We start from the raw sequence: 21548 nt of genomic DNA on the forward strand, positions 1-21548 counted from the left end.
TCACGCAACAGGTGCTGCGCAATCTAGTCCGGCCGCCTTAATGCAGCGTCAATGGAACGGTCGAAACTCCGCTTAGACCGGCCCGGAACGGTCGCGAAAAGCTTCGACCATCAGGGGGTTAAGCCCGAGTTCGCTGAGCGCCTCGCGGGCGCGGGCATTGTCCTGAGCCCGGCCCGCGAGCCGGTGACCGGAGAGCCGGTCAGGCAGCGCGGTCAGCAGGGCGCCCTGGCCGAGCCGGCGCGCCCATTCCTGCAGGTCGTTGGAGAGGAAGCGGTAGCCGCCGACGGCCATGATCCCGGAGGGCGGCGCGGTGATGCAGATCGCGCCGCTGGGACGGTCGAGCCGCGCGGCGTAGCCGGTATCGACATAGTCGCGTGGCGGTTGCGCGATCAGGGTGTCGCCGACCGGCGGCGGCGGGGCGTAGGCCGCGATCGGCACCATCGGGCCGCGCAGCCCGAGCGTGCCCTTCGGCGTCAGCAGAATCTCGCCGGCGATCGACGAACCCGACTGCTCGCGCGGCGCGCCGTGCGGTCCCGGCATCACCGGCACCGGCATGCCGTCCTCGCCACGCCGGGCGCCGAACAATCCGGCCTCGCCGAACAGATAGACGTCCGTGAAAGGCGCATGCGGCGCAATCCATGCCTCGCTCGCCGACACCTGCTCGGGGGCGCGCCACAGGCCGATGACGTTGCGCAAGCTCGGCATCCGCGCCGCCAGCTCGGAATCGCCGAGCCGCTGGGCGAACTGTGCCGGTGCGATCAGCACGTCGCATTCGTGCGCATTGATCTGCTGCTCCAGCACGTCGTTCTCGAAGGGGTGATGCAGCGCCAGCGTGCCGCCGCACAGCAGCCACACCGCGAGCGAGGAGGCGAGCCCTGCGAACGACATCGGCGTGAACGCCGCCATCACGGTTGCGCCTTGCCTGATGTCGGCTTCCAGCGACATCGCGAGCCCCCCGGCGATCAGGCTGAAATGCGGCCGCGGCACGGGACGAAAGCCTTCCGCGGTGACGTCGAAGGAGATCATCGCCGCCTTTCGGCCATCCTGAATCACGGCGCGCGCTGTGCCGGGCGGACGGGCCTGCACGTCGTCGAGCGAGGCCATGCCTTCGGGCAGGTTGGTGCCGAAGCCGCAGACATGGCGAATCGAGAAGGCTTCCGCGGCCGCGTGCATGGCGAGATCGGCATAGCTGACGCCGTCGACCGTGCTCATGGTGACGATGGCGCGCGCCGCGGTACGATTGAGAGCGGCGGTCAGTTCGGCATGGCGCCAGAGCAGCGGCAGCACGGCGACGACAAGACCGGCGCGATGGGCGGCGAGAACGGTGAGCACGAACTCGACCGTATTCGGCAGTTGGATGGCGATGACGGAATTGGCCGGCAGGCCTGATTCGACGAAATAGGCGGACAGCGCCTCGATGGCGGTGTCAGCCTCGGCATAGCTCATCCGCCGCGGCTCGTGCCCGGTCACGCGGAACTTGTTCAGGGGTCGAGCAGAGCGGTCGCGTGCGGCTGCCGCATCAGCGTGCGCTGAAACAGTGTGTCGAGCGTCGGCGATACGGCTGGCTGGTTCACGGCGTCACTTTGCTTGATGAGCTTGCGGCTGCCCCTTCGACCACCAGGTCTCCGGCAAATAGCCGGACAGCGAGGTGGCCTCTGGCCGTTCTATCCGATTCCAGCGCGCGATCCATTGCTCGGATACGTTAAACAGGGGGATTGTATAGAAACCGGAGATCAAAGCGCGGTCGAGCGCCCGCACCGCGGATACGAAATCCGTGTGTTCACGGGCTTCCAGCAGTGCGGCGATCATCGCATCGACCGCGGGATCCCGGGCCCCCATGTAGTTGCGGGTGCCCGAACTGTCGGCGGCAGCGCTCCCCCAGTAGAAATATTGCTCGTTGCCGGGCGACAGGGACTGGTCCCAGCGGTTCTGGATCATGTCGAATTCGTAGGCGAGCCGGCGCTGGTCGAACTGCACGGGATCGACCGATCGCACGCTGGGCTCGATGCCGGCGCGCCTGAGGTCGCGCTGAAAGGCAAGCGCGACGCGTTCCTGGTCGCGGGTCGTGACCAGGATCTCGAAGGTGAAGGGCGCCTTGGTCGCACGGTTGCGCAGCACGGTGCCGTCGAGATCGTAGCCGGCCTCCGACAACAGCTTCAGCGCCGCGCGCAGCGTGGTCCGGTCGCGGCCCGAACCGTCGGTCACCGGCAGGCGGTAGCTGCCGTCCATGATGTCAGGCGGGATCTGCGCGGCGAACGGCTTGAGCAACTCGCGCTCGCGCGCATCCGCAGGCTTGCCATACGCTGAGAGGTCCGAGCCGGCAAAATAGCCGGCGACGCGCGAGTAGAGGTTGAAGAAGTAGTTGCGGTTCACCAGCTCGAAATCGAACAGCAGCGTCAAGGCCTGGCGCACGCGGATGTCGGCGAATATGGGACGCCTCGTGTTGAACACCAGAAATTCGGAAGGTTGCGGCACGCCCGGCTTGAAGGTGTCGCGGATCACGTCGCCATTCTTCGCCGCGGGAAAGTCGTAGCCGTCGTGCCAGCGCAGCGGCTCGTGCTCGATGCGGAAATCATAGAGGCCGCGCTTGAAAGCTTCGAACTGGCCGTTGGCTTCGCGAAAATAGTCGAGCCTGATCTCCTCGAAATTGTAGAGCCCGCGATTGATGGCGAGGTCACGGCCCCAATAGTCGGGATTGCGGGTGAGCGTCACGCTGGCACCGGGCCTCACGGCGGTGACGCGATAGGGGCCGGAGCCGACCGGGCCCGACAGCGTCGTCTCCTCGAAAGCCGCGACGTCGACCGCATGTTTCGGCAGGATCGGCATCAGGCCGAGGATCAGCGGCAGTTCGCGGTCATTGGCTCCCGCAAGGTCGAAGCGGACGGTGAGGGGATCCGGCGCCTCGGCCCTTGCCACCTTGCCGTAATATTGCCGGTGGTTGGGGCGGCCGTGGTCGCGCAGCAACTGCCAGGAGAACAGCACGTCCTCGGCGCGGACCGGCTTGCCGTCGGAGAAGCGCGCGCAGGGATCGATGTGGAACGTGACAAAGCTGCGCTCGTCATCGGTCTCGACCGATCTGGCGAGCAGTCCGTAGAGCGTGAACGGCTCGTCATTGCCGCGCGCGAGCAGGCTCTCGACCACGTAGTTCCGGACCGGCTGCACGGCCAGTCCCTTGACGATGAAGGGATTGAGGCTGTCGAAGGTGCCGAGAACGCCCCAGGTCAGCCGGCCGCCCTTGGGGGCGTCAGGGTTGACGTAAGGCATGTGGGTGAAACCGGCAGGCATCGCCGGCTTGCCGTGCATGGCGATGGCGTGGGCTTCCTCGGCCTCTGCGCCGCTGGCCGGAAGCCCCAAGGAAAACGGGAGCCCCAAGGCGAAAGCCAGGACACAGAGGCGGACGCAAAGACCTTCAGGACGGCCCTCGAGAAGGCGCTGGAACATGAACATGTGGACACGTTGATTCGAGGACCGCAGGCCTGAATCCTATCACAGGGATTTTCCCGGGGGCGCACGCCGACGCGCGGTCAAAGGCGCTTGTCGGCATTGATCTTTTCGTCGGCCACGTTAAGAAGGCACGCAATCGCGCAAGAGCGCCGAGCCCGTCACTTATCTGCCTCATTTGACGGGGAGAGAGCCGCGCCCAACGCGGCCAGGCTCGGTGCGTCGAAGCGGTTCGGGCACTTCCCGTTCAGAAAGGGTTTTCCGCAATGAATTTCCGTTACTTGGCCGCGTCCGTCCGGCCGCGCGGGCGACTTCTCGCCTTGTTGACGGCGACGGCGTTGGCCGTCCCGTTTGCCGCCGAGGCCCAGGCTCCCGCGCCAGCTCCGGGCACGCCCGCGCCCAAGGCGACCCCGAAGGCCGCTCCGAAGGCTGCCCCCAAGGCTCCGGCGCCGGCCGCTCAGGCACCGGCCCAGCCGGCACCCGCCCAGGGCGCTCCGGCGCAGGGCGCTCCAGCGCAGCAGGGCGCGGCCCAGCCGGCCGATCAGCAAATCCAGCTGATCTACGCCCCCTGGACCAAGTTCTGCCTCAAGGGCCAGGACGCCAATGCCAAGCAGGTCTGCTTCACCGGCAAGGACGGCCGTATCGAGTCGGGCCAGCCGGTCATCGCGGCCGTCATCATCGAGCCGGAAGGCGAGCCGAAAAAGATCCTGCGCGTGACGCTGCCGCTCGGCATGCAGTTGGTGCACGGCACCCGCATCATCGTGGACAACAATCCGCCGTTGCAGAGCCCGTATGTGATCTGCTTCCAGAACGGCTGCATGTCCGACTACGAAGCCACGCCCGAGTTCATCAACAACATGAAGAAGGGCCAGAACCTCGTTGTTCAGGCGATCAATGCCAACGGCGCACCGCTGACGCTGCCGCTGCCGCTCGCCGGCGAATTCCAGAAGGCCTATGACGGCCCGCCGACCGATCCGAAGGTGTTCGAGGAAACCCAGAGGAAGCTGCAGGAAGAGCTCCAGAAGAAGGCTGAAGAGCTGCAGAAGAAGCAGCAGCAAGCGCCTGGCGCCGCTCCGGCCGGACAGAAGTAATCAGGGATCAATCCCGCATATGAAAAAGGCGCTCGGTTCGAGCGCCTTTTTTGCTGGCCAGTTGATGGCTTCGAAACTCAGTTCAGCGAAGGATTGCGCGGGCGATAGCCGGTCTTGTCCTTGACGAAGATCTCGGCGACCTGGGAATGCCGGACCGGCTCGCCGGAATCGTCCGGCACGAGATTCTGCTCGGAGACATAGGCGACGTATTCCGACTCCGAGTTCTCCGCGAGCAGGTGATAGAACGGCTGGTCCTTGTGGGGCCGCACCTCCTCGGGGATCGACAGCCACCACTCTTCGGTGTTGTTGAATTCCGGATCGATGTCGAAGATCACGCCCCGGAACGAGAAGATCCGGTGGCGCACGACCTGTCCGATCTGGAATTTGGCGGTCCGCGCTTTAATCATTCCCCGTCGATAGACCAGGATTGTGGCCGATGCTAGTGCCCTGATCTGGAATTAACCCGCGGTTGCGGGGCAGATAGGCCCCCAATCTTCAGAAAACACTTCATCAATGGTCGATATCCTCAATCTGGCTCTACCATATTTCGGCTTGATCTTCGTTGGATTCGCCTGTGGCAAGGTCAAATCCCTGCCGGAATCGGGCCTCGCCTGGATGAACTTCTTCCTGCTCTATGTGTCGCTGCCGGCGCTGCTGTTTGCGATCATGTCGAAGACGCCGTTTTCGGAATTGAACAACCCGCCGTTCCTGGTCGCGACCACCCTGTCGACCGTTGCGGCGTTCACACTCGCGCTGGTCGTCGGCAAGGTTTTGGGCGGGCTGACGCTGCGCGAGGCGACGCTCGCCGGGCTCTCCGGCGGCTACGGCAATATCGGCTACATGGGACCGGGGCTGGCGCTCGCCGTGCTCGGGCCGAAGGCCTCCGCGCCGACTGCGCTGATCTTCTGCTGCGACAGCATCTTCCTGTTCACGATCGTGCCGTTGCTGATCGAGCTCTCCGACCGCGATCATCCCTCGATCGTGCATGCCTTCGGCGTCGTGCTGAAGCAGATCGTGCTCAACCCGCTGATCATGTCGGCCTGCTTTGGCGCGGCCTTCGCATCGCTGCATATCGAGATGCCCGTCGCACTCGATCGCACCATCACCTTCCTCCAGAACGCAGCCGCTCCGACCGCGCTGTTCGTGCTCGGGGTGACCGTGGCGCTCCGCCCGTTCGATCGGGTCCCGTGGGAAGTGCCGGGCGTGATCGCGATCAAGCTCCTGATCCATCCGCTTGCAGCTTTCGGCCTGATGCTGGCGCTCGGCCCGTTTGCGCAGCCCTGGGCCGCGACCGCCGTGCTGATGGCCTCGCTGCCGCCGGCGCTAAACGTGTTCGTCATCGCCCGGCAGAACGACGCCTGGATCGAGTCTGCCTCCGTCGCGGTGCTGCTCGGGACGTTTGCGTCCGTGGTCACGCTGACCAGCGTGATGTGGGCGATCCAGACTGGCCGGCTGGCGTTTCCTTGAGCGGCGGTTACTTCCGCCAAGTCGGCGTGAGCCCCTCGCGCATCGCAAAACGCCGGAGCGGGCCGATCGCGCCGAGCAGGTGCATGCCGACCGCGCGGACGGGCTGGAGTGGCAGGAAATCGTTGAGCAGCGAGCGGTTGGCGATGTCGATCGCAAAGGTCCGGCTCAGGATGTCCGGACGCCGCGCCCGGTCATAACGCTTGAGCACGTCTGCTGCGCCGGGATCTTGGCCTGATGCGATGGCCTCGCCTGCAAGCCTCGCAATGTCGGCGGCATCGCGGAGGCCGAGATTGAGACCCTGGGCGCCGATCGGGGGAACCACATGGGCGGCTTCGCCGACCAGCGCAATGCGGTCGCCGCCGAAGGATTTGGGACGTTCGATCGCCAGCGGGAACAGATGGCGGCCCGGCTCCACCGTCATGCGCCCGAGGATCGAATGCGACTGCTTCTCGATCGCGGCGGACAATTCCTCATCGCTCAGGCCGCGAAGCCGCTCGGCGTCCGCAGGCGCCGAGACCCAGACGACGCTGGAACGATCGCCGGGCAGGGGCACGAACACGCAAGGACCATGCGGGGTGTGGAACTCGGTCGAGACGTTGCGGTGGGGCCGCGCGTGCCCGACGTTGAAAGTCAGTGCCGTCTGGGTCAGCTCGCGCCGCGTCACCGCGATGCCGGAGGCTTCGCGGCACAGCGAATGCCGGCCGTCGGCCCCGACCACGAGGCGGGCCGAGAGAAATTGCGCAGCGGCCGTGCGGATCGCGACGTCATCGGCTTCGATGACGACAGTTTCGGCCTCGTCGTCGAAACGGACGACATCGGGCAGTTCGGCCGCGCGCGCTTCCAGCGCCAGCATCAGCGAGCGGTTGTCGATGTTGTAGCCGAAGGCATCGAGGCCGATTTCGTGGCAGGAGAACCGGACCTCCGGCGCACGAAACAGCCGGCCGGTGTCGTCGACGAGCCGCATGATTTCGAGCGCGGCCGCCTTGTCCTTGCAGCGCGGCCAGACGTCGAGGCTCTCCAGCAGATCGACGGAGGCACCGAGTAGCGCCGTGGTTCGATTGTCGGCATAAGGCATGCGACGCGCCACCAGCGCGGTCCGTGCGCCCGCCCGCGCCAATGCGATGGCGGCGCTCAGTCCCGCCGGTCCGCCGCCGATCACGGCCGCGTCAAAGAGTGTCGATGCATCTGTCATGGAACGACATTGGACATGCCCCGCGGCAAATTCAAGCCCACTCATATTTCCCTGATTTTATGACGAATTGTGCGACCAGGCGCCGCAATGGCTTATGTGCAAACCGGTGTCATTCTGATAGCAGAAGTCATGGACAGCCAAGAGGATTCCCTGAAGCCCAGGCCCGCGATCCGCGCCGCTGCCTTCTCGGTGCACATCTTCACCGCGTTCGGTGCGGCGATCGCGCTGCTGGCGATGCTTGAGGCCGTGCGTGAGCACTGGGCGGCGATGTTTCAATGGCTGGGCGTCGCCCTCATCATCGACGCGATCGATGGGCCGATCGCGCGCCGGCTCAACGTCAAGGACGTGCAGCCGAACTGGTCGGGCGACGTGCTCGACCTCGTGGTCGATTTCGTCACTTACGTCTTCGTGCCGGCCTATGCGATCGTGGCCAGCGGCTTGCTGCTGCCGGTCGCAGCTCCCCTGCTCGGCGTCGCCATCATCGTCACCAGCGCATTATATTTCGCCGATCTGCGCATGAAAGCGGACGACAATCATTTCCGCGGTTTTCCGGCGCTGTGGAATGCGGCGGCGTTCTATCTGTTTCTGCTGCACTGGCCGCCGCTGCTCTCGACGCTGCTAGTAGCGGCCCTGGTGGTGCTGACCTTCGTGCCGTTCCACGTGCTGCATCCGGTGCGCGTCGTGCGGCTGCGCTGGCTGACGATGTCGCTGATCGCCATCTGGGCTCTGCTCTCCTTCTACACGCTGCAGATGGACTTTCGCGTCGGCACCGGTGTGACTGTCGCGCTCTGCGCGATCGCGCTCTGGATCAGCTTCAGCGACGCATTGATACGGCTGACAAGATCCTTCGCATGATGCACCTGTTGACCAGCCCCGAAGCCTGGGCCGCGCTCCTCACCTTGACCGCGCTCGAGATCGTGCTCGGCATCGACAACGTCATCTTCCTGTCGGTGATCGTCTCGCGCATTCCCGAGAAGCAGGCGCACCGCGCCCGCCAGATCGGGCTCGCGCTGGCGCTGATCTTCCGCATCATCCTGCTCAGCCTCCTGGTCTGGCTGATCGGCCTGACCGCGCCGGTGTTTTCGTTTTCCGGTTACGGCTTCTCCTGGCGCGACCTCATCCTGATCGGCGGCGGTCTGTTCCTGATTGCGAAGGCGACGCACGAGATTCATGGCGAGGTCGAAGCCGATGACGGCGAGGGCGGCGAGAAGTCACCTCGTAACGCTTTCTTCTGGGTCATCGTCCAGATCGTGATCATCGACATCGTGTTCTCGCTGGACTCGATCATCACGGCGATCGGCATGGCGCAGGACCTCGAAATCATGATCGCGGCCGTCGTGATCGCCTGTCTCATCATGTACATTTCGGCCGGACCGGTGTCGCGGTTCGTCGCGGAGCATCCGACCACGAAAATGCTGGCTCTGGCCTTCCTGGTGCTGATCGGCGTCGCGCTGGTTGCGGACGGATTCCAATTCCACATCCCGCGCGGCTACATCTATTTCGCGATTGCGTTCTCGGCAGCGGTCGAGTTTTTCAACGTGCTAGCGAAACGCAACCGCAGGAAGACCGGCAAGCCGTCGGTCTAGGCGTTCCAGCCCGCGTCGAGTTGACAAGGCGGGCGCGATGTCTTTCGCTGGCCCGCGAGAAAAGGAGGTCAGGTGATGACCAAAGCCGTCCGTGTGCACAAGGTCGGAGGCCCCGAAGCCCTGGTCTATGAGAGCGTCGATGTTCCGGCGCCCGGGCCCGGCGAGGTGCGCATCGTCCAGCATGCCGTCGGCCTGAACTTCATCGACGTCTATTACCGCACCGGCCTCTACAAGGCGCCGGGGCTGCCCTTCATCGCCGGCAACGAGGCCTCGGGCGAGGTCGTCGCGGTCGGGCCGGGCGTGACGAATTTCCATCCCGGCGACCGCGTCGCCTACTACCACAATCTCGGCGCCTATACCGGCGAGCGCAACATCCCCCTGGGAGCGGCTGGTCAAGCTGCCCGACCACATCACCCACGAGCAGGGCGCCGTGCTGATGCTGAAGGGGCTGACGGTGTGGTATCTCCTGCACAAGACCTTCAAGGTCGAGCCGCATCATCGCGTGCTGATCCACGCCGCGGCCGGCGGCATCGGCCTGCTTGCCTGCCAATGGGCGAGGGCAATGGGTGCCCACGTCATCGGCACCGTCGGCTCGCGCGAGAAGGCTGCGCTTGCCGAGGCCAATGGCTGCGACCATGTGATCCTCTACAACGAGGAAGACTTCGTTGCGCGCGTCAAACAGATCAGCCGCAACGAGGGCTGCGACGTGGTTTATGACGGTGTCGGCAAGGCGACGTTCCCAGGCTCGCTGTCCTGCCTGAAGCCGCGCGGGATGTTCGTCTCCTTCGGTAATGCCTCAGGCCCGGTGCCGCCGTTCTCGATCGCCGAGCTCAACACCCACGGCTCGCTGTTTGCGACCCGGCCCAAGCTCAACGACTATATCGGAACGCGCAAGGAGTTGCTGGAAGGCGCTGACACGCTGTTCGCCGCCGTCATTAACGGCAAGCTGCACGTGCCGATCAACCATGCCTACGCGCTCAAAGACGCCGCCAAGGCGCATATCGATCTCGAGAGTCGCAAGACCACGGGCGCGTCGATCTTGAAGCCGTAGAGAACGTCTTGCCGAAGTCGTCATGCCCGGGCTTTTCCCGGGCATCCACGTTCTTCGTGCCGCGCCTCAAGGCGTACATGGCCGGGACAAGCCCGGCCATGACGGAGAGCGAGCCGTCTACGCCACTCGCCGTGCCGCGCCGGCTCTGGTCAAGATACCGTCGAGACAATCGATCATCTCGGCGATCTCGGCCCGCGTGACGTTCAGCGCCGGCATGAAGCGCAACGTGTCCACCTGCGGCGCGTTGAGGAGGACGCCGGCCTCGAACGCCTGCGCGACGATGCCGGGCGCGATCGGCAGCTTGAGGTCGAGCGCGAGCAGGAGCCCGCGACCTCGCACTTCCCCGAGCCCATGCCGCGCCGAGACCTTCTGCAGCTCGCTTTCGAGCAGCAGCCCGGTTTCGGTCGCCGTCTTCAGGAACTCCGGCTTGCTGACCTCGTCGAGCACCGCAAGCCCCGCCGCGCACATGATCGGGTTGCCGTTGAACGTGCCGCCCTGGTCGCCGTGCTCGAAGCAGGCCGCGCGTTCGGTCGCGAGCAGCGCCGCGAGCGGCACGCCGCCGCCGATGCCCTTGCCGAGCGTCATGATGTCGGGCGCGATGCCGGTGTGCTCGTAGTGGAAGAGCTTGCCGGTCCGGCCCATCCCGGTCTGGATCTCGTCGAAGATCAGGAGGAGGCCGTGCGCGTCGGTGAGGGCGCGCAACTCCTGCAAGAACTGATCGGTCGCCGGCCATACGCCTGATTCCCCCTGGATCGGCTCGATCATCACAGCGACGGAGTTGTCGTTGATCAGCTTTTCGACCGAGGCGATGTCGTTGAGCTTCGCCTTCTTGAAGCCGGCGACCTTTGGCTCGAACAGCGGCTCAAAGGCCTTCTTGCCCGAGGCCGACATCGTCGCCAAGGTGCGGCCGTGAAAGCCGCCTTCGAAGCTGATGATCTCGTACGCGCCACCTCGATGCAGGCTGCCATATTTGCGCGCGAGCTTGATCGCGCCCTCGTTGGCTTCCGCGCCGGAATTGGCAAAGAACACCTGGTCGAACGCGCTGTCTGCAACCAGCGCCTGCGCGAGCTTCAGGCTTGGCTCGTTGTAGAAGGCGGGGCTTGGCGTCAGCAGCCGCTTGGCCTGCACGGCAAGCGCGTTGGCGATCGCGGGCGGGGAGTGGCCGAGGCAGTTGACCGCCCAGCCCTGTACGAAATCGAGATAGCGCTTGCGGCTGTCGTCCCAGAGGTAGGAGCCGGCGCCGCGAACGAACACGGCCTTGGGCCGAGCGGTGATGTCCATCAACGCGTCATACGGATGGGTGGCGGTGGTCATGTCGAACTCCTCTGGAGGCGGGTGGAAAAGGGGGCGCGAAAAGCAAGAAGGCCGCACCTTGCGGGTGCGGCCTTCTCGAAAACCTACGCTGAATTCAGTGCTTCAGCGGCGTCGTCGGACATGGCGCACCCTCTCATCGTCGCGGAAGCGACGGCGGAGCATTTCGGTGCGCTGATGGGTCCGAGCGTTGATCATGGGGCGCGGCAATACATGCGAATGGCCGGGCTTGTCAAGCGCCGCCTTGCAGACCACACGCCCAGCGTGCATGGGGCAGGAGAGAGATGCGCGCCGGGAAACCATTACGTTTCTAGCGCGTTTGTGATCAGCGAACGCGAATTGGCTCGAACCGAACGCCTGACGGTTCGGACCAAGAGGGGCGGGACCAACCAGATAGTTTTAAGCCTTGTCCGACACGCCTTATTCGATCGACCTCGACAGCATTCGCGGCGCGTTTCCGCCAGGCATGGAGGCGCCGCCGCTGTTACTGGATTTTGCCGGCTGGCTGAAGGGACGGCCCTGGGGCAGTGTCGGGTGTTTCTCGCTGCAGGGCCAGTTTTCGGATCAGGCGCCTATTGTTGACGGCAGTCCCTTGCGCGACAGGTTTTCGCTGTTCATGCGGCTGCCGGATGGCTCGGCTGTTGGCGGCTGGTACGGCGCGGGTCTTGACCGCGACAATCCGCCGATCGTGGGGCTTGGCTCCGAGGGCGATTACGAGCTGCTGGCGCCGAGCCTCGATGGCCTGCTCGCGAAACTGACGTCGCAACAATTCGACAACGCTTGGAGCGATCTGAAGCCGCACGACGAAGTCGAATGTCAGACGGTCGAGCTCGCGCAATGGCTCACCGGACGGCTGGGCAGGGATATGGCGGCGTCCGATGACGATCCGTCGGAGCTGCCCGACTTTCGCGGCTTCATGGAAAGATGGAGCCGGGGTCGCGAAGACTATTGGGCCAATCATCGCCTGATGGCCGAGCTCGGCTGGCGCCTGGCCGCGCATCTCCCCAAGGGCAAGAACGCCTGGGACAAGACGCATTTCGAGGTCGCGATCGTCGGCAAGCAGTACGAGGCGCGCGTCCTCTCGCGCGGGCCGCAGCCGTTCGAGGAAGCCGCCTCGATCGATCCCTGCTGCGCGATCTGCGTGAGGAGATGCGCCGCGCACAGCCCGAGCTCGGGCTGTGGTACGCCATGAAATTCGATCTCTATGCCGACGGCCGCGTCATGCCGAACTTCGAATATGATGTGCGCCCGACCATCGAGGGCGAGCCCGCGAAGCTGTCGGAGGCGCAAGCCGATCTTGCCCGCGCCCCGCGCCCGGAGCGCTGGGTGCCGAAATGGCTGGCGGAATCTTGAAGCTGGGCATCCAGCGATGCCGCCGCCCAGCCGGCGCCGAAATCTTCCGCTGTCGCGTCATCATGACCTCGCCGGAACGGCACCTTCGATCCCCCTTGACTTAGAGCGCGCTCGAAGGGGTATCTGTACGTGCGTCAGTACGAGAACGGGCACACATGAAGATCGGCGACCTCGCAAAACGGACCGGCCTGTCGCACACACGCTGCGCTACTATGAGCGCATCGGGCTGCTGCCATACGCCGACCGGGATCGCTCCGGCCAGCGCGACTTTGACGCATCGATCCTCACATGGATCGAATTTCTCGGTCGGCTCAAGACCACGGGAATGCCGATCCGGGGCATGTTGCGTTATGCGGCGCTTCGGGATGAAGGCGAAGCCACCGGGCCAGCCCGGCGGCAGATGCTGGAAGTCCACCGGGAACAGGTGCGCACGCAAATTGCCGAACTCCAGGAATGCCTGCTCGTCCTTGATACCAAGATCGCCGGCTATGCCAGCGACGAACAGAGGACGAAGGAAAATGACGCACGCCCAAACACAAGACGAAAGCCGCTTCGATCGCGGCCAGCGGGCCCTGTCGCGCATTGACGGCAGTGCCGGCGAAAAGGTCGTCGCCTCACTCGCCGACATAGCTCCGGATTTCGCACGATACGTGATCGAGTTTCCGTTCGGCGACATTTACTGCCGCCCGGACCTCGGCCTGCGCGATCGAGAGATCGCCACGATCGCCGCGCTGACGGCGCTCGGAAATGCCGCGCCTCAGCTCAAAGTGCATCTCGAGGCGGGTCTGAACGTCGGCCTGTCTCGCGACGAGATCGTGGAGATCATGATGCAGATGGCCGTCTATGCGGGCTTCCCGGCGGCGCTGAACGGGCTGTTCGCAGCCAAGGAAGTGTTCGCCGCACGCGACGAACAGCAGGCGTCGGGAGAAGCGACATGACCTCGTAGTTCGGGCACGCCCAGCCTGAACGCCGGCTGGTGGAAAATGCCTAAGGCGCGCCGGTCTTGCCGGCGTGCCGCGACCGGAATCTCAGAATCCCGCGACGCTGCCGTGGAGGTCGTACTGGTCCGCGCGCTCGATCTTGGCGGTGACGATCTCGCCGACGCGCAAGGGGCGGCGGCTCGACAGGTAGACGGCGCCGTCGATCTCGGGCGCATCGGCCTTGAGCGGCCCCTTGCGACGGTCGGGCCGACCTCGTCGATGATGATCTGCTGGCGCGTGCCGACCTTGCGCTTCAGCCTGCGCGCAGAGATTTTCTGCTGGCGCGCCATCAGTGCATTGTAGCGCTCCTGCTTGATCTCTTCCGGCACGGGGTTCTCGATCGCATTCGCCGTGGCGCCGGCGACCGGCTCGTACTTGAAGCAGCCGAGCCGATCGATCTCGGCTTCGTCCAGCCAGTCGAGGAGATAGGCAAAGTCCGCATCGGTCTCGCCGGGGAAGCCGACGATGAAGGTCGAGCGCAAAGCGAGATCAGGACATTGCTCGCGCCAGCGCTTGATGCGCGCCAGCGTCTTGTCCTGCGCCGCCGGGCGCTTCATGGCCTTCAGTACTTCGGGGCTCGCATGCTGGAACGGGATGTCGAGATAGGGCAGCACCTTGCCCTCGTTCATCAGCGCGATGACCTCGTCGACATGCGGGTAGGGGTAGACATATTGCAGCCGGACCCAGGCGCCGAGCTCGCCGAGCTCGCGCGCGAGGTCGATGAATTTGGCGCGGACCTGGCGATCCTTCCACGGGCTCTCGGCGTATTTCAGATCGACGCCATAGGCCGAAGTGTCCTGCGAGATCACCAGCAGCTCCTTGACGCCGGCGCCGACCAGTCGCTCGGCCTCGCGCAGCACGTCGTTGGCCGGTCGCGAGACCAGGTCGCCGCGCAGCTTCGGGATGATGCAGAAGGTGCAGCGGTTGTTGCAGCCCTCGGAGATTTTCAGATAGGCGTAGTGCCGCGGCGTCAGCTTGATGCCTTGCGGCGGCACCAGATCGAGATGCGGATTATGGGCGGGCGGCAGCGCGCGATGCACGGCGTCCAGCACGCTCTCATATTGCTGCGGGCCGGTGATGGAGAGCACGCCGGGATAGGCCTGCTCGATCTGCTCGGGTTCCGCCCCCATGCAACCGGTCACGATCACCTTGCCGTTCTCGGCCATGGCCTCGCCGATCGCCGAGAGCGATTCCTGCTTGGCGCTGTCGAGGAAGCCGCAGGTGTTGACGATGACGATGTCGGCCCCGTCATGCTTGCGGGCGAGCTCGTAGCCCTCGGCGCGCAGACGCGTGATGATGCGCTCGGAATCCACCAAAGCCTTGGGGCACCCGAGCGACACGAAGCTGACCTTCGGCGCAGCCGTCTGATCCATATCCAAATCTGCCTGATTGACAAGGTTGAGCTAGTCCCAATTGCCCATAATTACAACCCTTTGCATGGCTCGCGGGCATGCTATGGATGAATCACTGGTGGTGAGTGAGCAATGAGCGCCGAACAGTCGCCCAAAATCGTGATCGTCGACGAAAGCCCGATCCGGGCTGCGATCCTCGAAGAAGGGTTGCGGGAGGCCGGATTTACGCAGATCGTCCATATCCGCGAGATGCAGAGCCTGCTCGCCCGGATTTATGCGGTCGATCCCGACATCATCCTGATCGATCTGGAAAACCCCAGCCGCGACGTGCTGGAAGCGATGTTCCAGGTCAGCCGCGCCGTGAAGCGGCCGATCGCGATGTTCGTCGACCAGAGCGATTCATCCTCGATCCAGGCCTCGGTCGAGGCGGGGGTCTCCGCCTATATCGTCGACGGGCTGAGGAAGGAGCGCATCAAGCCGATCCTCGACCTCTGCGTGTCGCGCTTCAATGCCTTCGCAAAACTCCAGGAGGAACTGGAGCGTACCAAGTCGCAGCTCGAGGATCGCAAGGTCATCGAGAAGGCCAAGGGCATCCTGATGAAGGTGAAAGGCCTCACCGAGGACGAGGCCTATGTGCTGCTGCGCTCCACTGCGATGCGCGAGAAGAAGAAAATCGGCGAGATCGCCCAGTCGATCATCACCGCGTCGGAGATGCTGAAATGACCGCTCCCCTCCGCATCGGGTTCATTCCGCTGGTCGATGCCGCAGCGCTGATCGTTGCCGTCGACAAGGGATTTGCCGCGGCTGAAGGGCTCGAGGTCGAACTGGTCCGCGAGGTCTCCTGGTCCAACGTCCGCGACAAGCTCAATATCGGCTTGTTCGACGCCGCGCATCTGCTCGCTCCCGTCGCGATTGCGTCCTCGCTCGGGCTCGGCCACGTCAAGGTGCCGATCGCGGCGCCCTTCAATCTCGGCATCAACGGCAACGCGATCACGGTCTCGCCGGCGCTTCATACCGCGCTGATGGAGGAGATCGACGGCGACCGCTTCGATCCGCTCGCCACGGCAAAAGCGTTGGCGCGCGTGGTCACCAAGCGGCGCAAGGCTGGGGCCGATCCGTTGACCTTCGGCATGACCTTCCCGTTCTCGACCCACAATTATCAATTGCGGTTCTGGATGGCGGCGGCCGGCGTCGATCCCGACGACGACGTGCGGCTGGTCGTGCTGCCGCCGCCCTATATGGTCGACAGTCTTGCCAATGGGCATGTCGATGCGTTCTGCGTCGGTGCGCCCTGGAATTCGATCGCGGTCGATCTCGGGATCGGCTACATCCTGCATTTCGTCTCCGACATCCTGGCCCATGCGGCGGAGAAGGTGCTGGCGCTCCGCCAGGTCTGGGCCGACAAGAATCCCGACGTGGTAGCCAGACTGGTGCGCGCGGCGGTGAAAGCCGCCGAGTTCATCGAGCATCCCGAAAACCGGACCGAAGCGGCGCAGATCCTGGCGCAGCCGGAGCGGATCGGCGTCGATGCCGAAGTCATCCAGCGCACCCTCACGGGGCGCCTCAAGATTTCGCCGGACGGCACCTTTCGCGAGAGCGGCAGCTACCTCCTGGTGGGACGCGAGGAAGCAGGGCGCCCCGATCCGGTCCAGGCCGCCTGGCTCTATGCGCAGATGGTGCGCTGGGGGCAGACGACGCTGACGCCCGACGGCGTCAAGACGGCGATGGCCGTGTTCAGGCCCGATCTCTACGACGGCGCCCTCGGGCGCCGGCCACCCGCCCAAGCCCCCGCGGCATTCGGCGCATTCGCCGGCCCCGCCTTCGATCCCGCCAATATTCGGGGGCATCTCGAGGCCTTCGAGGTGGGCCGCTGGAAGGTGTGATTCGGGTCTGCATCGTTTTTGAGCGCTGGAGATCCGAGTTCAAATTTTAGGCCGACTGCTCGAATTTCATAAGAGTTCCGGAGCCCAGAGTTCCCTGGCGCGCTCTTAATTACCTGATATTTCACACATTTTCATTTCATCGAAGCTGGCACGCAACTTGAATGTTGCAGTGCGGCCAGCCTGTCACAGATGCCTGCTGCGCCAGTCCCCAGCAACGAAGCTGTTCGGACCGCTGGGTGCGCAGCCGGCTCTCGAGCCAGCCGAGCTCCTCGCGGGTCGTGCACTTTCCGTCGATACCACCCAGGTGGCCGCAGGAGCTTCGTTACTGACCATGAAACTCGACACCGTCTCAGTCGACTTTACCGACGACCAGAAACGCTACCTTGAAGGCTTCACGACCGGTCTGCAGATCAGTCGCGTCGGTCGCGGTCTCGGCGGCGGCGCCGGCAAGGCGAACGCCGAGCCGACCGGTCCCGATGCCGTGCACATCAAGGCGCAGGACAAGGTGATCGCCGCGGGCAAGAAGCTCGCCGACCAGGAGAAGGTCAAGCGCGACGAGCATCCCTTCGATGCCTATCCGCGTCTCCGCCAGCAGGCGCTCGATAATACGCCGCCAAGCCCGGCGGACAATTTCCGCTGGCGCTATTACGGCATCTTCTACGTCGCGCCGACGCAGGACTCCTACATGTGCCGTCTGCGCATTCCGAACGGCATCATGAAGCACTGGCAACTGTCCGGCCTTGCCGACCTCGCCGATGAAACCTGCGGGCCCTACAGCCACGTCACGACGCGTGCCAATCTCCAGCTTCGCGAGATCCCGCCGAAGAACGCCGTGAAGCTGATCGAGGGCATACAGGATCTCGGGCTGTGCTCGCGCGGCTCCGGCGCCGACAACATCCGCAACGTGACGGGAACGCCGACGGCGGGAATCGATCCGCAGGAGCTGATCGACACGCGGCCTTATGCGCGTGAGTGGCATTATCACATCCTGAACGATCGCTCGTTGTATGGCTTGCCGCGCAAGTTCAACGTCGCCTTCGACGGCGCCGGCAAGATCGCGGTGCTCGAGGAGACCAACGACATCGCCTTCACGGCGTATGAGGTGAAGGATGGGTTCGGCGTCGAACCCGGGATCTGGTTCCGCCTCGGCCTCGGCGGCATCACCGGCCACAAGGACTTTGCGAAATATTCCGGCATCGTCGTCAAGCCTGAAGACGCTACCGCCGTTGCCGACGCCATCGTGCGCGTCTTCATCGAGCACGGCGACCGCACCAACCGCAACAAGGCGCGGTTGAAATACGTGCTCGACGCCATGGGCCATGACGGCTTTCTCAAGCTGGTCGAAGAGCGGCTGAAGACGCCGTTCACGCGCGTGACGGAAGAGGCGTTTGCGCCGCGGCCGGCCGCGGATCGCATGGCGCATATCGGCGTGCACAAGCAGAAGCAGGACGGCTTGAACTGGATCGGCGTGTCGCTGACGCTCGGCAAGATCAGCTGCGATCAGATGCGGGGTCTCGCCAAGGTGGCGCTGGACCTCGGTGACGGCGAGATCCGTCTGACCGTCTGGCAGAACCTGCTGATATCAGGGGTGCGTGACGAGAATGTCGAGCTTGCCGTTGCGGCGATCAAGCAGATCGGGCTCGCGGCCGAGGCCTCGCACATCCGCGCCGGCCTGATCGCCTGCACCGGCAATGCCGGTTGCCGCTTTGCCGCCTCCAACACCAAGCGTCACGCCGCCGAGATCGGCGAATGGTGCGAGCCGCGCGTCGAGATGGACAAGCCGGTCAACATCCACGTCACCGGCTGCCACCATTCCTGTGCCCAGCACTACATCAGCGACATCGGTCTGATCGGGGCGCGCGTGCCTGTCAACGAGGAGGACACGGTGGAGGGCTATCATCTCTTCACCGGCGGCGGGTTCGGTCCTGACGCCGACGTCGGTCAGGAGGTCTATCACGACCTCAAGGCCGAGGACGCGCCGAAGACGGTCGAAGGGCTGCTCAAGGCCTATATCGCCCATCGCTCGTCTCCTGACGAAACCTTCCTGTCCTTTGCGCGCCGCCACGACGGCGAGACGCTGCGCAAGCTTGCCGATGCCGAGGTGTCCTCATGAACCAGATCAGCCCTCCACCCAAACTCGACATTATTCCCACGAGCGCCCCGTTCTCCGACGCGCAACGCTCCTGGCTGAACGGCTTCTTTGCCGGGCTGCTGTCGCCTGAGGCGGCCACGCCGCTGTCGGCGGAGCAGGGCGCCGCGGTCATGCAGGCTGGTGACGGTGACGACGGTGAAGCGCCGTGGCACGACCAGACCATGCCGATCGCCGATCGGATGAAGCTCGCCGAAGGCCGTCCCGTGCGGCGCAAGATGATGGCGGCGATGGCGCAGCAGGATTGCGGGCAGTGCGGCTACAATTGCCACGACTATTCGGAGGCGATCGCGAGCCGCAGTGAAGCGCGCCTCAACCTCTGCGTCCCCGGTGGCAAGGAAACCGCACGGATGCTGAAGTCGTTGCACGAAGAGCTGGACAAGGCGCCGGCGGCAAAGCCGGCTGACAAGCAAGACGCGGTGGCGGCCCCCGCCGTGACCGTGACGATCGCCGAGCCCGGCCGCTCGCGGGACAACCCCGTTGCGGCGACCTTCCTGTCGCGCCGTCTTCTCAACAAGGGAAAGTCCGAGAAGGAAACCTATCACGTCGAGTTCGATCTCTCCGAGAGCAAACTCGACTACGTCGTCGGTGACAGTTTTGGCGTGTTCGCGCGGAACGAGCTCGGCCTCGTCGACCAGGTCATCGCGTTGCTCGGTGCCTCCCACACCACGAAGGTCAACGGCAAGACGCTGCGCGAGGTGCTGATCGACGACGTCTCGTTGTCGCCGGCGCCCGACACGCTATTCGAACTGCTCTCCTTCATCACCGGCGGCGCGCAGCGCGAGAAGGCGCGGGCGCTGGCACAGGGCGAGGATCCCGATGGCGATGCCGCAACGCTCGACGTCATGGCGGCGCTGCAGAAGTTCTCGGGCACGCGGCCGCATCCCGAAGCCTTCGTGGAGGCGCTCGAGCCGCTGCAGCCGCGGCTCTATTCGATCTCGTCCTCGCACAATGCGACGCCTGGAAAGCTGTCGCTGACGGTCGATTCCGTGCGCTACGTGATCGGCAAACGCAAGCGCATCGGCGTTGCCTCGACCTTCCTCGGCGAGCGCATCGCTGAGGGCGAGAAGCTCAAGGTCTATGTGCAGAAGGCGCACAATTTCGGCCTGCCGCAGGATCCGAAGACGCCGATCATCATGATCGGCCCCGGCACCGGCATTGCGCCGTTCCGCGCCTTCCTGTTCGACCGCAAGGCGACCGGTGCGCCTGGCAAGAACTGGCTGTTCTTCGGCCATCAGCGCAGCGATTGCGACTTCTTCTACCAGGAGGAGCTCAACGCGATGAAGACCTCGGGCCTGCTCACGCGTATGTCGCTGGCCTGGTCGCGCGACGGCGAGAAGAAGTTCTATGTGCAGGACCGCATGCGCGAGGTCGGCCGCGAGGTGTGGACGTGGCTCGCCGAGGGGGCGCATTTCTACATCTGCGGCGATGCCAAACGCATGGCCAAGGACGTCGAGCGTGCACTGGTCGATATCGTCGCCCAATTCGGGGCGCGTTCGACCGACGAAGCCGTCAGTTTTGTCGCAGAACTCAAGAAGACGGGCCGCTTCCAGGCTGACGTCTACTAGATGTCATCCCACGGTCATCCGAGCCGGTTCCAACTGGCTCGGATTTGAGCGAATAAGATTCTCGGAAGTGGCGGGCGAGGAGAATTTGCTCCTGCGATGCGGGGTTTTCAGAGAACCCGCATCGCTATTTCCGCCGGTCTCTTGCCCGCCACCCCGGTTGATCCTTCATAATCGTCCGAATGGGGCGTTGGAGATCGACCATGCGCGAACTATCGGCGGAAGCCAGGCTGCACTTCTACGCGCGCTCGCTCTCGCGGCGGACCGGTGCGAGCGTGCATCATGCCGCAATGTACAGCGCCTTCGCCGTCATCGCCGCGATCGTGTTCGGCACGCTGTCGGTACACCCGTTCTGATCACGCTCCGCGCTTGAACGGCGCGACCTCGATCCCTGCATCCTTCAAAGCCTGCCGCAGACCGCGCGCGATGTCGACGGCGCCCGGCGTATCGCCGTGGATGCAGACCGTGTCGGTGCGCATCTTGATGACCTTGCCGGTGACCGAGACCACCGCGCCGTCCTGCACCATGCGCACCACGCGGTCGGCGATGGCCTTGGCGTCATGCAGCACTGCACCGGGCTTCTTGCGCGAGACGAGATTGCCGTCGTCCTCATAGGCGCGGTCGGCGAACACCTCGTGCACCATCGGCAGATTGGCGGCTTCGCCGGCCTTCACCAGCTTGGAATTGGCGAGCACGACGAAAATCAGGCTCGGGTCGACCGCCTTGATGCCGGCGGCGATCGCCTTCGCCGTCATGTCGTCCTCGCAGGCGACGTTGGAGAGCGCGCCATGCGCCTTCACATGCGTTACCTTGTGGCCGGCCGCGGTCGCGATCGCCTGCAGCGCGCCGATCTGGTAGGCGACGAGGTTCTCGATCTCGGAGGCCTTCAGGCCCGCGATCGGATGGCGGCCGAAGCCGTGCAGGTCGCGATAGCCAGGATGCGCGCCGACCGAGACGCCGCGCGCCTTCGCCAGCTCGACCGTTCGGCGCATGATGTCGGGGTCGCCCGCGTGGAAGCCGCAGGCGACGTTGACCGAGCTCGCCAGCTCGATCATGGCGGCATCATTGCCCATCTCCCAAGCGCCAAAACCTTCGCCGAGATCGCAATTCAGATCGATCGTCTTCAT

The 21548-nt window shown here is 64.7% G+C and carries 17 protein-coding genes and 4 pseudogenes; 14 read left to right on the top strand and 7 right to left on the bottom strand.

Translation table 11 applies throughout. The features are described 5' to 3' along the window. Window positions 1–72: 72 nt before the first annotated feature. Window positions 73–1574, bottom strand: a pseudogene (locus AB3L03_RS37190) (AMP-binding protein). 4 nt (window positions 1575–1578) lie between these two features. Next, a complete protein-coding gene (locus AB3L03_RS37195) occupies window positions 1579–3447 on the bottom strand; it encodes an extracellular solute-binding protein (RefSeq protein WP_368508014.1) in 1869 nt (622 codons plus the stop codon). Between the two features lie 260 nt (window positions 3448–3707). On the opposite strand from AB3L03_RS37195, the gene AB3L03_RS37200 reads away from it, so the two are divergent. Beyond that, window positions 3708–4532: an invasion associated locus B family protein gene (locus tag AB3L03_RS37200; RefSeq protein WP_018457928.1), complete on the top strand. Its 825-nt coding sequence runs from the start codon at window positions 3708–3710 to the stop codon at window positions 4530–4532. A 77-nt stretch (window positions 4533–4609) separates the two neighbouring features. Here the strand turns inward: AB3L03_RS37200 and hspQ are convergent, their stop codons facing one another. Next, window positions 4610–4939, bottom strand: coding sequence for a heat shock protein HspQ (hspQ, locus tag AB3L03_RS37205; protein WP_018457927.1), 330 nt, complete (start codon window positions 4937–4939; stop codon window positions 4610–4612). A 106-nt stretch (window positions 4940–5045) separates the two neighbouring features. On the opposite strand from hspQ, the gene AB3L03_RS37210 reads away from it, so the two are divergent. Continuing rightward, window positions 5046–5999, top strand: a complete 954-nt coding sequence (locus AB3L03_RS37210) for an AEC family transporter (protein ID WP_204511255.1) — start codon at window positions 5046–5048, stop codon at window positions 5997–5999. 7 nt (window positions 6000–6006) lie between these two features. Here the strand turns inward: AB3L03_RS37210 and AB3L03_RS37215 are convergent, their stop codons facing one another. Then, entirely contained in the window at window positions 6007–7191 is a 1185-nt protein-coding gene (locus tag AB3L03_RS37215; protein ID WP_368508015.1) for a UbiH/UbiF family hydroxylase, read from the bottom strand. Between the two features lie 87 nt (window positions 7192–7278). Here AB3L03_RS37215 and pcsA point away from each other — a divergent pair, with 87 nt between their 5' ends. The 3 genes and pseudogenes from pcsA (at window position 7279) to AB3L03_RS37230 (ending at window position 9828) form a co-directional block, all read left to right on the top strand. Continuing rightward, window positions 7279–8046: a phosphatidylcholine synthase gene (gene pcsA, locus AB3L03_RS37220; protein ID WP_085353096.1), complete on the top strand. Its 768-nt coding sequence runs from the start codon at window positions 7279–7281 to the stop codon at window positions 8044–8046. Next, window positions 8043–8777, top strand: coding sequence for a TerC family protein (locus AB3L03_RS37225; protein ID WP_018457923.1), 735 nt, complete (start codon window positions 8043–8045; stop codon window positions 8775–8777). Before pcsA ends, AB3L03_RS37225 begins: the two co-directional genes overlap by 4 nt. Window positions 8778–8852: 75 nt before the next feature. Continuing rightward, window positions 8853–9828 (top strand): annotated as a pseudogene (locus AB3L03_RS37230) (quinone oxidoreductase). A 117-nt stretch (window positions 9829–9945) separates the two neighbouring features. Here the strand turns inward: AB3L03_RS37230 and AB3L03_RS37235 are convergent. After that, window positions 9946–11142, bottom strand: a complete 1197-nt coding sequence (locus AB3L03_RS37235) for an acetylornithine transaminase (RefSeq protein WP_085384082.1) — start codon at window positions 11140–11142, stop codon at window positions 9946–9948. Between the two features lie 403 nt (window positions 11143–11545). Between AB3L03_RS37235 and AB3L03_RS37240 the strand changes: the two genes are divergently transcribed. From AB3L03_RS37240 to AB3L03_RS37255, 4 genes and pseudogenes are all read left to right on the top strand, one after another. Further along, complete coding sequence (locus tag AB3L03_RS37240; RefSeq protein ID WP_368508016.1) at window positions 11546–12331, top strand: hypothetical protein; 786 nt, start codon at window positions 11546–11548, stop codon at window positions 12329–12331. Next, complete coding sequence (locus AB3L03_RS37245) at window positions 12328–12492, top strand: hypothetical protein (protein WP_368508017.1); 165 nt, start codon at window positions 12328–12330, stop codon at window positions 12490–12492. The genes AB3L03_RS37240 and AB3L03_RS37245 overlap by 4 nt, the downstream gene beginning before the upstream one ends. 155 nt (window positions 12493–12647) lie before the next feature. Further along, window positions 12648–13078: pseudogene (locus tag AB3L03_RS37250) on the top strand (MerR family transcriptional regulator). Next, complete coding sequence (locus AB3L03_RS37255) at window positions 13011–13430, top strand: carboxymuconolactone decarboxylase family protein (protein ID WP_026233462.1); 420 nt, start codon at window positions 13011–13013, stop codon at window positions 13428–13430. Before AB3L03_RS37250 ends, AB3L03_RS37255 begins: the two are co-directional and overlap by 68 nt. A 90-nt stretch (window positions 13431–13520) precedes the next feature. On the opposite strand, the pseudogene rimO reads toward AB3L03_RS37255, so the two are convergent. After that, window positions 13521–14845, bottom strand: a pseudogene (gene rimO / locus AB3L03_RS37260) (30S ribosomal protein S12 methylthiotransferase RimO). Window positions 14846–14956: 111 nt separating this feature from the next. Here rimO and AB3L03_RS37265 point away from each other — a divergent pair. The 5 genes from AB3L03_RS37265 (at window position 14957) to AB3L03_RS37285 (ending at window position 20777) form a co-directional block, all read left to right on the top strand. After that, complete coding sequence (locus AB3L03_RS37265; RefSeq protein ID WP_007590901.1) at window positions 14957–15547, top strand: ANTAR domain-containing response regulator; 591 nt, start codon at window positions 14957–14959, stop codon at window positions 15545–15547. Continuing rightward, window positions 15544–16707: a CmpA/NrtA family ABC transporter substrate-binding protein gene (locus tag AB3L03_RS37270; RefSeq protein ID WP_368508018.1), complete on the top strand. Its 1164-nt coding sequence runs from the start codon at window positions 15544–15546 to the stop codon at window positions 16705–16707. The genes AB3L03_RS37265 and AB3L03_RS37270 overlap by 4 nt, the downstream gene beginning before the upstream one ends. Window positions 16708–17038: 331 nt before the next feature. After that, on the top strand, window positions 17039–18820 hold the full coding sequence (locus AB3L03_RS37275) for a NirA family protein (RefSeq protein WP_018457915.1): 1782 nt from the start codon (window positions 17039–17041) through the stop codon (window positions 18818–18820). Then, the gene (locus tag AB3L03_RS37280; RefSeq protein ID WP_018457914.1) at window positions 18817–20424 is read left to right on the top strand and encodes a sulfite reductase subunit alpha; all 1608 of its coding nucleotides are present in this window, start codon (window positions 18817–18819) and stop codon (window positions 20422–20424) included. The genes AB3L03_RS37275 and AB3L03_RS37280 overlap by 4 nt, the downstream gene beginning before the upstream one ends. Before the next feature lie 200 nt (window positions 20425–20624). Next, on the top strand, window positions 20625–20777 hold the full coding sequence (locus AB3L03_RS37285; protein WP_007590908.1) for a hypothetical protein: 153 nt from the start codon (window positions 20625–20627) through the stop codon (window positions 20775–20777). Here AB3L03_RS37285 and AB3L03_RS37290 read toward each other — a convergent pair whose 3' ends face one another. Beyond that, on the bottom strand, window positions 20778–21548 hold the full coding sequence (locus tag AB3L03_RS37290) for a LamB/YcsF family protein (protein WP_018457913.1): 771 nt from the start codon (window positions 21546–21548) through the stop codon (window positions 20778–20780).

The organism is Bradyrhizobium lupini (genome assembly GCF_040939785.1).
Lineage (GTDB): Bacteria > Pseudomonadota > Alphaproteobacteria > Rhizobiales > Xanthobacteraceae > Bradyrhizobium > Bradyrhizobium canariense_D.

What these genes read in the sequence shown, in the direction of transcription:
- AB3L03_RS37195 (WP_368508014.1), bottom strand. Translation starts at nt 3,447, where the DNA reads ATGTTCATGTTCCAGCGCCTTCTCGAGGGCCGTCCTGAAGGTCTTTGC.
- AB3L03_RS37200 (WP_018457928.1), top strand. Translation starts at nt 3,708, where the DNA reads ATGAATTTCCGTTACTTGGCCGCGTCCGTCCGGCCGCGCGGGCGACTT.
- hspQ (WP_018457927.1), bottom strand. Translation starts at nt 4,939, where the DNA reads ATGATTAAAGCGCGGACCGCCAAATTCCAGATCGGACAGGTCGTGCGC.
- AB3L03_RS37210 (WP_204511255.1), top strand. Translation starts at nt 5,046, where the DNA reads ATGGTCGATATCCTCAATCTGGCTCTACCATATTTCGGCTTGATCTTC.
- AB3L03_RS37215 (WP_368508015.1), bottom strand. Translation starts at nt 7,191, where the DNA reads ATGACAGATGCATCGACACTCTTTGACGCGGCCGTGATCGGCGGCGGA.
- pcsA (WP_085353096.1), top strand. Translation starts at nt 7,279, where the DNA reads ATGGCTTATGTGCAAACCGGTGTCATTCTGATAGCAGAAGTCATGGAC.
- AB3L03_RS37225 (WP_018457923.1), top strand. Translation starts at nt 8,043, where the DNA reads ATGATGCACCTGTTGACCAGCCCCGAAGCCTGGGCCGCGCTCCTCACC.
- AB3L03_RS37235 (WP_085384082.1), bottom strand. Translation starts at nt 11,142, where the DNA reads ATGACCACCGCCACCCATCCGTATGACGCGTTGATGGACATCACCGCT.
- AB3L03_RS37245 (WP_368508017.1), top strand. Translation starts at nt 12,328, where the DNA reads ATGAAATTCGATCTCTATGCCGACGGCCGCGTCATGCCGAACTTCGAA.
- AB3L03_RS37255 (WP_026233462.1), top strand. Translation starts at nt 13,011, where the DNA reads ATGACGCACGCCCAAACACAAGACGAAAGCCGCTTCGATCGCGGCCAG.
- AB3L03_RS37265 (WP_007590901.1), top strand. Translation starts at nt 14,957, where the DNA reads ATGAGCGCCGAACAGTCGCCCAAAATCGTGATCGTCGACGAAAGCCCG.
- AB3L03_RS37270 (WP_368508018.1), top strand. Translation starts at nt 15,544, where the DNA reads ATGACCGCTCCCCTCCGCATCGGGTTCATTCCGCTGGTCGATGCCGCA.
- AB3L03_RS37275 (WP_018457915.1), top strand. Translation starts at nt 17,039, where the DNA reads ATGAAACTCGACACCGTCTCAGTCGACTTTACCGACGACCAGAAACGC.
- AB3L03_RS37280 (WP_018457914.1), top strand. Translation starts at nt 18,817, where the DNA reads ATGAACCAGATCAGCCCTCCACCCAAACTCGACATTATTCCCACGAGC.
- AB3L03_RS37285 (WP_007590908.1), top strand. Translation starts at nt 20,625, where the DNA reads ATGCGCGAACTATCGGCGGAAGCCAGGCTGCACTTCTACGCGCGCTCG.
- AB3L03_RS37290 (WP_018457913.1), bottom strand. Translation starts at nt 21,548, where the DNA reads ATGAAGACGATCGATCTGAATTGCGATCTCGGCGAAGGTTTTGGCGCT.